Origin of the sequence: Robertmurraya kyonggiensis (assembly GCF_005116465.1) — a bacterium.
Classification (GTDB): domain Bacteria; phylum Bacillota; class Bacilli; order Bacillales; family Cytobacillaceae; genus Robertmurraya; species Robertmurraya kyonggiensis.
This window is the reverse complement of record NZ_SWBM01000004.1, coordinates 1-11,741: the sequence shown is the minus strand read 5'-3', so window position 1 is coordinate 11,741 and position 11,741 is coordinate 1. Positions and strand designations below refer to the sequence as shown.

Genomic DNA, 11,741 nt, shown 5'->3' with positions numbered 1-11,741 from the left:
TAAATGTGAGGAATCAGCAGATTTTAAAGCTGTTTCTTGTCTTAATCATTAGTATTACGTATATTATGAGTTTCTCACATTTCGGTGCCCTAGCTTATGGTTCTATAATGAGTGAACATGATGAATTCGCTGAAGGCACATCAATTGGTTCAATTTCTGTTGCTGGTCAAACTCCTAACACAGCCCTTCAATTAATTGATGAGCAATTAACAAAATGGCTGAATGAAACTGAGATTACTTTGAAATATATGGAAAATAGTACTCGGTTAGATCTAAGTTATTTTACATTTGATCTGGAAGATACGATCTCTCAAGCAAAGAATGGTCAACCGAATTTTGCTAAAGTTGAATTGGAGCCAATTGATGAGATACTTTACTCGCTTTCTCCATCCTTAACGGAGAACGACTTTCATTGGGATGAATTGATAGCTGAAATTATCCGAAGTGCAGCTTCTGTTGAGATTGGGAGCTATGAAATTCGCTTAGAATCCTATTTAAAGGATGCAAGTAAAAGTGAGCCTCATACGATTGCTGAGTATAAGCTACAAGCAGAATATGTAGAAGCTGAGCTTGAACTCTTTGTTGGGAAGTCCATTGAAATAGAGCCAACATCTCAATTTTCATTGTTGGAATTTGTGGATGATGAAATTGGTGCAGTTTCCCCATTAACATTGAGCAAAATAGCTACAGGAATCTATAATGTATTCCTTCCGACAAATTTTGATTTTATCGAAAGACATATTAGCAATGAGCTTCCTGAATATGCAGAACTAGGATTTGAGGCAAAAGCAGACCAAGATCTTAAACTTGACCTTGTTTTTTCAAATCCGAATGAGTTTAGTTATTTACTAGAGTTCGAGAAGAAGAATGATGATATTTTTATTTCATTAAAAGGTCCCGAGCTTTTGAATAAATATGTCATTCTTCCTGAAGATAAGGAAACATTTAAACCAAAAATTATTCGTCAATTTAATCCTAATTTAGGTCCAACCGAGATAAAGGTTAAAGTAGAAGGAAAAGAAGGACAATTAATCAAAGTATTTCGCGAGCATCGTGATGAAAAAGGAGCAGTTCTAAAAAAAGAACTTGTGGCGGAAGATTTCTATCCACCTATTCATCGCGTGGAGGTTCAAGGCTTAATTATCAAAGAAGGAGATTCCACGATTATTCCTGAAACGGATACAACCGCTGGAAATAATGGAGAGGATAGTTCTAATTCTACTGATGATGAGGAATCATCCACTGAAAATCCGACAGAAAACTCCGATCAGTCAAATTCTACGAATGAAGACGACTTATGGGGCAACGAAAATGAATTACCAAAATAATCACCAAAAAGCGGGGAGTATAGTATGAAACAACAAACCCGAAAACGCCTTGGAGATTTACTTGTTGAAGCTGGTCTACTTACAGAAGATCAGCTTCAATCTACATTAAATGAGAAAAGTCCAGGTCAAAAGCTAGGGGATGCTTTGCTACAAAGAGGATATATTACAGAGCAACAGCTTATTGAAGTGTTAGAATTCCAGCTTGGTATTCCACATATCAGTTTGTACCGCTATCCCTTTGATACAAAGCTTTTTTATTTAATTCCTAAGGATATCGCAAAAAGAAACCGGCTCATTCCTCTTAAGAAAGACGGGGACAAGCTCTTTGTTGCCATGGCTGACCCAATGGATTATTTTGCTATAGATGATTTACGTCTATCTACTGGCTTTCAAATTGAAACGGCGATAGCAACGAAAGATGATATTCTACGAGCTATTAATAAATATTACGAAATTGATGAGGGCTTTGAAGAATTAATAGGGGACCATCCTGTTAGTGAAGTTGTCCAAGAAGAAAAAATGAATGCAGAGGATTCTCCGGTTGTACGTCTTGTCAATCAGCTCTTATCCAATGCGGTTGCAATGAAGGCTAGTGATATTCACATTGATCCTCAGGAAACAAAGGTCATCATTCGATACCGAATTGACGGCGTGCTTAGGACGGAAAGAGTTCTTCCCAAGCATATGCAAAGCTTGTTAACTGCTCGAATAAAAATAATGGCGAATCTGGATATAACAGAACATCGTATTCCTCAAGATGGAAGAATTAAGGTGAATCTAGAATTTCATCCTATTGACCTTCGTGTTTCCACATTACCTACAGTTTTTGGAGAGAAAATCGTACTAAGGATACTTGATTTAGCTAGCTCTCTTAATGATATTTCCAAACTAGGCTTCAACAAACTCAATTTTAAGAGATTCACAGATATGATAGAAAAACCTACAGGGATTGTCCTGATTACGGGGCCAACGGGTTCAGGTAAATCTTCTACACTATATGCAGCATTAAATAAGCTCAATAGTGAGGAAGTTAACATTATTACGGTTGAGGATCCAGTTGAATATCAACTTGAGGGAATCAATCAAATCCAAGTTAATCCAAATGTAGGAATGACTTTTGCGAAAGGATTGCGCTCTATCCTTCGTCAGGACCCGAACATTATCATGGTTGGGGAGATTCGTGATAAGGAAACAGTAGAGGTTGCAATTCGAGCTTCTTTAACAGGACATTTAGTGTTAAGTACAATTCACACGAATGATTCATTAGGTACAATCACACGACTACTTGATATGGGAGTTGAACCATTTTTAGTAGCTTCTTCATTAAGTGGGATTGTGGCACAGCGGTTAGTGCGAAAAGTATGTAGAGACTGTGCAGAAGAACAAGTGCCGTCAAAGAGGGAAATAGAGATCTTTGCAAAGCGTGGCATGATGATTGATAAAATCGTTCGTGGTCGCGGTTGTTCTTCCTGTAACATGACTGGATATAAAGGAAGGATTGCTATTCATGAAGTGCTTGTCATTAATGATGAGATGAGGAAAGTGATCATGAATGGAGAGTCTTTTACAAAATTAAGAGAATATGCCATCAAAAGCAAGACCATTTTCTTAATTGATGATGGGTTGTTAAAGGTGAAGCAAGGTTTGACAACAACAGAAGAAATCTTGAGAGTAGCAATACCTGAATAGAGGTGCACAATGTGAAAGAAATGATCGAACATTTACTTAGAGCAGGTTTTGAATTGAAAGCATCTGATATTCATTTAACGGTTGGGGTTCCACCTATTATGAGAATTAATGGAGAGCTGAAAAAATACGGGAAGGATGAACTGAAGCCTTTTGATACAGAAGGAATGGCAAAAGCAATCATTCCTGAAAATATGTGGCAGTTGTTCAAAGAAAAGGGGGAGCTTGACTTTTCCTATGGAATCCCTGGCGTATCTCGGTTCCGTATCAATACGTATTTTCAACGCTCTTGTGTGGCCTTAGCCATTCGAATTGTCCCAACAAAAATTCCTACTATTGAAGAGCTAGAGCTACCTGGGGTATTGAAAAAGATTGTTAATAAGCCACAAGGTCTTGTACTTGTAACAGGTCCGACTGGTAGTGGGAAATCAACAACTTTAGCCTCGATGATCCAATATATGAATCATCATATGCGTAAGCATATCATTACGTTGGAGGACCCGATTGAGTATTTGCATAAGCATGGTAACTCAATTATTGATCAAAGGGAAGTTGGATTTGATACGAATAATTTTGCGAATGGACTACGTGCATCATTAAGACAGGATCCAGATGTTATTTTGGTTGGGGAAATGCGAGATTTAGAGACGATTCAAACTGCGATTACGGCAGCTGAAACGGGGCATCTTGTATTTGGAACTCTTCATACGTCTAGCGCTCCAGCGACGATAAATCGAATTATTGATGTATTTCCACCATCTCAGCAACCACAGGTACGTATACAGTTGGCTTCCGTTCTTGTTTCCGTTATTTCTCAACGTCTATTTAAAACAATCGATAACAAAGGACGCAGAGTAGCGACAGAAATACTCATTAATAATGCGGCAGTAGCAAACCTAATTCGAAATGAAAAAATCCATCAAATTGTCAATATTATGCAGACATCTCGTGTTTCCGGTATGCAAACCTTGGAATCGAGTATTAAGGAACTTGTTCAGGCGGGTATTATTTCGAAGGAAGCTGCTGAACCATTTTTACAGGAGAAAGTGATTTAAGATGGCACGCTTTAAATATTCAGGAAGAGAACGTAAGGGGAAAACTCAAGGATTTATCAATGCTTCCTCAAAGCGAGAAGCGATGCAAAAGTTGAGAACAGATGGCATCAGAGTGTTAGAAATATCGGAAGTGCCGGAGTCATTCTTGACGAAGGATATTTCCATTGGCTCACCCGTAAAGCTCCAGCATATGGTGATCTATTTAAGACAATTTGCAACACTACTAAAAGCGGGTGTATCGGTAGTTGACTCGACAAATATTCTTGCAGAACAAACGGAAAGTAAAGTGCTTAAGCGTGCTCTCCTCGATGTCGAACAGGAATTAAGAGAAGGACATCCTTTATCAGAGGCAGCAGCCAAGCATAAGAAAATATTTACTTCCATGTTTGTAAATATGATTCGTGCTGGAGAAGCGGGTGGAAACATGGATGATACCCTTGAGCGGCTCGCGGTCCATTTTGAGAAACAACATAACACGCAAGCGAAAATCAAATCAGCCCTCGCATATCCAGCAGTTGTTGGAATTCTTGCGGTTGCCGTAGTGATTTTTCTACTTGTTTCCGTTGTCCCAACTTTTGTCGATATGTTTGCGGACTTTGGCGGAGAGTTACCGGCTATCACAAAATTTGTCTTAAACGCGAGTGAGTTTATGCAGAAATTTTGGTGGTTAATCCTTTTAATCGTTTTTATGTTTATTGGACTCATCGTTTTTATTCGTCAAAATAAGAATACAAAGTATTATTTGGATTACTTTTTATTAAGAATTCCTGTATTTGGGAAGATGATGCAAAAGGCCGTGCTGGCTCGTATGACAAGGACTCTTAGTTCGTTGTTCACAAGTTCGGTTCCGATTTTACAGGCGATGACGATTGTCGAAAATGTCGTTGAAAATGAAGTCATTGCCAAAGTCATACACGAGTCACGTGATGCTCTTGAAAGAGGACAATCATTGACTGGACCAATGAAGAAACACTGGGCATTTCCACCATTAATTACACAAATGATCGCGGTTGGTGAGGAAACTGGTGCGTTAGATGCTATGCTAGGCAAAGTGGCAGACTTCTATGAAAAGGAAGTAGAGAACAGCACAGAGCAAATGAAGTCTCTCATTGAGCCTCTTATGATTGTAGTTTTAGCTGGGCTTGTTGGTACGATCGTGACTTCGATCATGGTCCCGATGTTTGAAATCTTCAATCATGTAGGATAATGTAAAAAGTTTTTAAATCTATTGGAAGAGTCTATCATTTCCTATATAATCTGATATAGGTATAAACTACTAGAAAACAAGGGAGAGAAAGAAATGTTGAAAAATATTAAAAAAAGTTTAAAAGATCAAAGAGGGTTAACTTTGATTGAATTGCTAGCTGTAATCGTTATTTTGGGGATTATTGCAGCGATTGCGATTCCTAGTATCGGTGGGATTATTAATAATTCTAGAGAAGATGCTATAAAAGCGGATGCAATGCAAATTCTAAATGCAGCTAAGCTTTATAAAGCTGGTGGTGGAGTAGTTGATGCAAACGGAATTACAAGTGTGGAATTAGGAGAATACTTGGATGGTGTAACTACGTTTGGTACATCTGGGTACACATATACAGTAACCGAAACATCTGAAAATGTATTTGAAATAACAGGAACTGGAGAAAAAGATGGTATAACAGTACAATTTACTAATGCATCTATTGCAGAAATTGATGCTGATAATGATGAAACAGTAGTAAAACCGGGTAAAGTAAAACAATAACGATTATTATGTTAATAATTATTATATTAATTTATGGCCTATTACTCGGTTCCTTCTACAACGTAGTAGGCCTTCGAGTCCCATTAAAACAATCAATCGTGACACCGCGCTCAGCTTGCCCAAATTGTCAACATCAGTTGAAAGCACATGAGCTGATCCCGGTGCTCTCTTATGTCTTTCAAGGGGGGAAATGCCGTCAATGTAAGACGGGGATTTCCCCTATTTATCCAATCATCGAATTGACGACTGGATTGTTATTTGTATCTGCTCCACTCGTTTTAGGCTGGACGACTGAGTTATTTGTCGCGTGGACATTGATTTCCTTATTTATGATTATCTTTGTCTCAGACATTACGTATATGTTAATCCCTGATAAGATTTTGATCGTGTTTGCGGGGATTTTTTTATTGGAACGGATTTTTATTCCCCGAACTCCGTGGTGGGATTCCATCTTAGGAGCAGCCATTGGATTTGCACTCCTACTCCTTATAGCCATAATCAGTAAAGGTGGAATGGGTGGCGGAGATATCAAACTTTTTGCCGTTGTTGGATTTGTCGTTGGAACAAAGGTTTTACTTTTATCTTTTTTCCTTGCTACACTCCTTGGTGCAGTAATCGGTGGAATAGGTCTTCTTTTAAAGATTGTTAAAAAAGGTAAACCAATTCCATTTGGGCCATTTATTGCGGCAGGAACACTGTTAGCCTATTATTTTTATGAAGAAATAATTTCATTGTATCTTCAATACTTAGTTGGATTTTAAGGGGTCATCATATGGATTTATCCTTTTTTTCGCGAAAAAATCGTGTTGTAAATATTGTTATTAACGATCATTCGATTCGCTACTTAGAATTAAAGCAAACGAAGCCTCTTATCCCATTGAAGTGGGGAGAAAGACTACTCCCAAATGGGCTCATCACAAATGGGAAAATCAATGATTATGAAACATTGGTCAATATATTTGAAGAATGTGTAATGGACTGGAAGCTTCGTAATCGTCAGGTTCGCTTTTTGATTCCTGAATCTTTCGTGATCATCCGTAAAGTCTCAATTCCGGCAGATGTGAAGGACGACGAAATAAAAGGATATCTGTATTTAGAATTAGGTACGAGCATCCATCTTCCATTTGATGAGCCAGTTTTTGATGCAGTGGTACTTTCAACGGACAAAGATAAAAAGGAGATTTTGATCTTTGCGGCCCAGGAAGACTTTGTGATGGAGTATGTGGAGTTATTTTCTGAAGTAAAGCTGGAAGCTGTAGCAGCTGAAGTCTCTCCCTTAGCAATATATCGTCTATATCATCATTTAACTCATCCAATTGATGATGAAGACCTACTAATTGTACAATTCGGGTTAACGGATGTGAATATTTGTATATTCGAAAATACCATTCCATTCTTTATGCATCACTTACCAATCGACATGGATGAGGGAATGTGGGAAAAGAAATTGAATGGTTCTGGTGTATATGATTTAAACTTTATAGGAGAAAAATCCTATTTATCTTTACAGTTAGAAGATGTGTATAAAGAGATTAATCGTTTAATGGACTTCTATCGTTATTCCTTACATCTAGGTAGAAAACAAGTAGGTAAAATATTAGTAAACGGTGATCATCCAATGCTCCCTCAAATCAAGGAAAAGCTTGATGGGCGATTTGATATACCGTTAGAAATGATTTCTTATAGTGAATATGAGCAATTTGAACAGGATTTTTCGTATAAATACTATCTAGCGCTAGGGCTTGCATTAAAAGGGGTGTAACACATGCTTGTAGAAATTAATCTATTACCTCAAAAAGAAGCAAAGAATAAATCCCTTTTATTGCTTGCTATTGTTGCGAGTGCCATCCTCCTTATTGGTGGATTATTTGTCTATTTGCTAAATCGTTCCTATGAAAATAATCTAGCAAGTCTAGAAGAGCAGATCGCAACTACGGAACAGTTAGTAGCAACTGAACAGCAAAAGATTAATAACTATGAAGCTTCAAGTTCATTATCTGAATTAGAAAACACTGTACAATGGGCATCAGATTACCCATTGAAAACAGTTCCTGTTCTAGAGAAGATGACGTCTCTCCTTCCTGAAAGAGGATTTATTCAGAGTTTTACTTATGAGGAAATTGGGACAGTGAAATTTAGTGTTCAGTTTGAAACAAGTCGAGAGGCGGCTTTCTATCTAAATTCACTGCTTGAAGCAAAATGGGTAATGGAAGCAAAGTTAAATAATCTTGATGCTGTTACAGGCTTTTATGACCGGACTTTTGGAGAATCTGATGACGGTCCCGATGAAAGTGATTTAAAAAATGAAAAATATATTCCTCGTTATCTGGCAGAATATGAAGTGGGATTAGATATAGATACTTTAAAAGATGAAGAATCGATGAATTCCTCCGAAGAGCAAGGAGGAGGCGAATAATGAACTTAAAATTACCGAATAACAAAGTAACGATTCTAATAGCAGGTTTATTATTAATCGCCCTTTTTTCATCTATTTACTTCTTGGTTCTTTATCCAAAGATGAAAGAAATACCCTTAAAGGAATCAGAACTATCCTCTCAGGAGCAATTGCTATCTGTGCTCCAAGGGAAAGTGACCAAAACGAATACGAACACGTTTCAAAGTACGGTTGCTCTGCAAAAAGTGGTCCCTGTAAAACCATTGACGCAACAACTTCTACTTGAAATCGAGAAGGCAGAAGTTGTTTCCGGAAGCTTTGTTGTAAATATGCAATTTGAAGACGGGGAAGTGACAGCGGAAACAAGTAAAGTGGAAGAAAATAAGTTAGAAGAACGAATCGAAGAAGATTTAGATCCAGAATCAAACTCAGAGTCGGTTGAGGTTGAAAAAGAAGAAGTTATGACGCCACTTCCAACTGGAGTAAAGAAGATTTCTGTTACATTAAATGTCGAATCACCTAGCTATTTTGAATTTGAAGAGTTTATTAGAATTCTTGAAAATGCAGAGCGTATTACGGTAATCGAAGCAATAGATTTTACAGCGGGTGAAGAGATTATCGAGTATGAACAAACCGATAAACCTTTAAGTTATCAAGTGACTCTTTCTTCCTTCTATATGCCGGGCTTGTCTGACCTAGTTAAAGATCTACCAAAAATGGAGACTCCAAAGCCTGCTGATAAGAAAAATCCATTAAGTAAATTTAGCGATTATACGAAATCAGAGTCTGGTACTGTAACTGATGATTGATAAGGGGAATGAATCTCGATTTAAAATCACAGTGGCCCTATGAAAAATTTGACGAAAATCTCTATAACAAGACGACAAAAGTCTTGTTATTTTTTTTGTCCTTTATGTTATGTTTGATGCAAACCTGCATTCGACATGGAAGGAGGACAAACATTGGACAAGCCAGGAGATTTTAAAACTATCACGATCAAAATAAATGGAAAAGTGAGTCCCATAAAAGAAGAACATAATCAAACTCCAAAAAAAAATGAGGAGAATGACATACCAGTTATAGGCAAATCATCTCTTCATGCTGTGGAAAAGGCTACGGAGCAAGAAACAGCAGCTGCCCAAGAAGCACAGGAAGAAGATGAATTTGAATGGATTCTTCCAGAAATTGAGGATGACGATGAACTAAAAGAATATACCATTGTGACCCAATCAAAAGCGAAAAAAGGTAAAGGGTATAAAGGAAAAGGAAGTGCCTTGAAAGGACCTAGAAAGAAAGGTGTCCTTCCCTCCATCCTATTATCGATTTTTCTCGCTGTCCTATTAGGGGGAAGTCTTGGTATTTTGATGTTAAAAATGGTCATATCTGACTCAGCAAGTGAGCCAAGTACAGGAGCTATAACCGAAGAAGCACCAAGTGAGGAACCAGCCGAAACTGGACAAGCTTCAATCGAACTCCCTTCAATCACAGGCTATATGGTCCAGGCAGGTGTCTTTTCTACTCCTGAAAATGCTGAGGGTGAGGCGCAAACAATGGCAGCAAAAGGAGTGCCGACGAAAGTTATTGGAATTGAAAATAACTCCTATATATATGTGGGACTTGCGGATAACCTAGAGGATGCAAAATTATTAAAAACTCAAGTACAAAGCAAGGGAATTGAGACATTCGCGAAGGAAGTTGCCTTTGGGGGTGCCACATTATCTGGGCTACAAGAGTCAGAAAAAAGCATATTAGAACTGGCTTCGCCACTCTATCAGCTTCTTACAGAAATAATAACAACCGCCAGTCTATCAAATTCGATTTCATCCGATCGACTAGATTCTTTAAATGGGCAATTAGAACAATGGAACGGCATGAAGGCAGCTGAAAACGAACAGGTTAAACAAATAAAGACTGAGCTTGATGAAGCGAGCGAAAATATCAAAAGCTATGCAGAAAAAAGTGAAGCCAAACTGTTGATAAATGCTCAACAACATTTGCTCAATTTTTTAGGAGTTTATAACCAATTGAAGTAACAAATTTCGAGTTCATTCGATTATTTTCTGGGAAATAGTGATGAGTAGATAGTCCGAATTGTAAAAAATAAGGAGCTTATCCATTTGGAATAGGCTCCTTTTTGGTGTAAACTTATTTATATTGAAACTTAATGGCTACTTAATTCGTCATATTATTTGGCGGGCTACATAAAAAAAAAATTTAATTGTAGAAATTTTTGAATTAATCCAATAGAAAATATCAGAAATATTTGGTACGATTATCTTGTATCTCCCTTTCTGATAAGGTAAGGTTAGGTGATCAAATGCAAACCCTCATTTTAGCCTCTTCTTCTCCACGGCGAAAAGAACTTCTTGAAAGTTTACAACTAAACTTTGAAATCGCAAGCTCGGATGTTGATGAGTCCTACAATCCAGAAAATACCCCTGAAGAAATTGTAATGGATTTGGCTGAACGAAAAGCCAAACATGTTTCACAGGTACACCCTGATGCTTTTGTTATCGGTTCTGACACGATTGTCGTTGCTGATGGACAAGTCTTGGGAAAGCCAGGCAATAGCGAAGAAGCAGTAGACATGCTCAAGCTGTTGTCGGGAAAGACACACGCTGTTTACACAGGGGTGTCGATTATCGCACCAACCAAAAGTACAACATTTTACGAAAAAACCGATGTCGAGTTCTGGAACTTATCAGATGATGATATCAAAAGCTATGTGAGCACCGGAGAACCATTAGATAAGGCAGGAGCTTACGGAATCCAAGGCTTTGGAAGACTGCTTGTAAAGAAAATCAACGGCGATTATTATTCGGTGGTCGGATTGCCTCTATCTCGAACAATCAGAGAATTAAAAGAGCTTGGGTATCCTCTTCCCTATTAATGTTCTAGAGCGACTAGGACACAAGGAGGAATAAGCTTGCAAGCGGAAACTTTAATGATTAGAGATTTCCCAGAGAACGAACGCCCAAGAGAACGATTTGAACAGAGTGGACCTGAGAGTCTCTCTAATCACGAATTAATTGCGATTTTACTTAGAACGGGAACGAAGGATGAATCTGTTCTACAACTTTCGAATCGTCTATTGACAAGCTTTGATGGTCTGCGTTTATTAAAAGATTCCACCTTAGCTGAAATTACTGCTATAAAAGGAATTGGAAAAGCGAAAGCTATACAAGTATTAGCTGCTGTTGAAATCGGGAGAAGAATTTCTAACCTTGCCTATGATGACCGTTATGTCATCCGTTCTCCTGAAGATGGCGCGAATTATGTCATGAATGATATGCGATTTTTATCGCAGGAGCATTTTGTTTGTTTGTATTTAAATACGAAAAATCAAGTGCTTCACAAGCAAACCATATTTATTGGGAGCCTGAATGCCTCGATAGTACACCCTAGGGAGGTGGTGCGCCCATAAGGGCATTTAGGAAATCTGCTTTAGCAAAGCAGTAGGGAGATATCACAATCTTTACCCTATCATCAGCCAACTTATCCGTAAGGGAAACCGAGCGGGGAGTGTAGCATGT

The 11,741-nt window shown here is 38.0% G+C and carries 11 protein-coding genes and 1 pseudogene; all 12 read left to right on the top strand.

From position 1 onward, the window contains the following. Window positions 1-5 precede the first annotated feature (5 nt). A complete protein-coding gene (locus FA727_RS15980) occupies window positions 6-1,328 on the top strand; it encodes a VanW family protein (RefSeq protein WP_158318892.1) in 1,323 nt (440 codons plus the stop codon). 24 nt (window positions 1,329-1,352) lie between these two features. Continuing rightward, a complete protein-coding gene (locus tag FA727_RS15975) occupies window positions 1,353-3,017 on the top strand; it encodes a GspE/PulE family protein (RefSeq protein WP_136832522.1) in 1,665 nt (554 codons plus the stop codon). A 20-nt stretch (window positions 3,018-3,037) separates the two neighbouring features. Further along, on the top strand, window positions 3,038-4,069 hold the full coding sequence (locus tag FA727_RS15970) for a type IV pilus twitching motility protein PilT (protein WP_438646633.1): 1,032 nt from the start codon (window positions 3,038-3,040) through the stop codon (window positions 4,067-4,069). Window position 4,070: 1 nt separating this feature from the next. Continuing rightward, window positions 4,071-5,276: a type II secretion system F family protein gene (locus FA727_RS15965; RefSeq protein WP_136832518.1), complete on the top strand. Its 1,206-nt coding sequence runs from the start codon at window positions 4,071-4,073 to the stop codon at window positions 5,274-5,276. A gap of 93 nt (window positions 5,277-5,369) precedes the next feature. Beyond that, on the top strand, window positions 5,370-5,813 hold the full coding sequence (locus tag FA727_RS15960) for a prepilin-type N-terminal cleavage/methylation domain-containing protein (RefSeq protein WP_136832516.1): 444 nt from the start codon (window positions 5,370-5,372) through the stop codon (window positions 5,811-5,813). Between the two features lie 8 nt (window positions 5,814-5,821). Continuing rightward, on the top strand, window positions 5,822-6,574 hold the full coding sequence (locus tag FA727_RS15955; RefSeq protein WP_136832514.1) for a prepilin peptidase: 753 nt from the start codon (window positions 5,822-5,824) through the stop codon (window positions 6,572-6,574). Window positions 6,575-6,585: 11 nt separating this feature from the next. Next, entirely contained in the window at window positions 6,586-7,575 is a 990-nt protein-coding gene (pilM, locus tag FA727_RS15950) for a type IV pilus biogenesis protein PilM (protein WP_136832512.1), read from the top strand. Window positions 7,576-7,578: 3 nt separating this feature from the next. Then, window positions 7,579-8,229, top strand: coding sequence for a fimbrial protein (locus tag FA727_RS15945; protein WP_136832510.1), 651 nt, complete (start codon window positions 7,579-7,581; stop codon window positions 8,227-8,229). After that, complete coding sequence (locus FA727_RS15940; protein ID WP_136832508.1) at window positions 8,229-9,017, top strand: hypothetical protein; 789 nt, start codon at window positions 8,229-8,231, stop codon at window positions 9,015-9,017. The genes FA727_RS15945 and FA727_RS15940 overlap by 1 nt, the downstream gene beginning before the upstream one ends. 153 nt (window positions 9,018-9,170) lie before the next feature. Then, window positions 9,171-10,241 carry an SPOR domain-containing protein gene (locus FA727_RS15935; RefSeq protein WP_158318891.1) on the top strand — a complete coding sequence of 357 codons (1,071 nt, stop codon included), beginning with the start codon at window positions 9,171-9,173 and terminating at the stop codon, window positions 10,239-10,241. A 284-nt stretch (window positions 10,242-10,525) separates the two neighbouring features. Next, window positions 10,526-11,098, top strand: coding sequence for a Maf family protein (locus FA727_RS15930; protein WP_136832505.1), 573 nt, complete (start codon window positions 10,526-10,528; stop codon window positions 11,096-11,098). A 54-nt stretch (window positions 11,099-11,152) separates the two neighbouring features. Further along, window positions 11,153-11,626, top strand: a pseudogene (gene radC, locus FA727_RS15925) (RadC family protein); the annotation flags it as partial. Between the last annotated feature and the right edge of the window lie 115 nt (window positions 11,627-11,741).

What these genes read in the sequence shown, in the direction of transcription:
- FA727_RS15975 (WP_136832522.1), top strand. Translation starts at nt 1,353, where the DNA reads ATGAAACAACAAACCCGAAAACGCCTTGGAGATTTACTTGTTGAAGCT.
- FA727_RS15970 (WP_438646633.1), top strand. Translation starts at nt 3,038, where the DNA reads ATGATCGAACATTTACTTAGAGCAGGTTTTGAATTGAAAGCATCTGAT.
- FA727_RS15965 (WP_136832518.1), top strand. Translation starts at nt 4,071, where the DNA reads ATGGCACGCTTTAAATATTCAGGAAGAGAACGTAAGGGGAAAACTCAA.
- FA727_RS15960 (WP_136832516.1), top strand. Translation starts at nt 5,370, where the DNA reads ATGTTGAAAAATATTAAAAAAAGTTTAAAAGATCAAAGAGGGTTAACT.
- FA727_RS15955 (WP_136832514.1), top strand. Translation starts at nt 5,822, where the DNA reads ATGTTAATAATTATTATATTAATTTATGGCCTATTACTCGGTTCCTTC.
- pilM (WP_136832512.1), top strand. Translation starts at nt 6,586, where the DNA reads ATGGATTTATCCTTTTTTTCGCGAAAAAATCGTGTTGTAAATATTGTT.
- FA727_RS15945 (WP_136832510.1), top strand. Translation starts at nt 7,579, where the DNA reads ATGCTTGTAGAAATTAATCTATTACCTCAAAAAGAAGCAAAGAATAAA.
- FA727_RS15940 (WP_136832508.1), top strand. Translation starts at nt 8,229, where the DNA reads ATGAACTTAAAATTACCGAATAACAAAGTAACGATTCTAATAGCAGGT.
- FA727_RS15930 (WP_136832505.1), top strand. Translation starts at nt 10,526, where the DNA reads ATGCAAACCCTCATTTTAGCCTCTTCTTCTCCACGGCGAAAAGAACTT.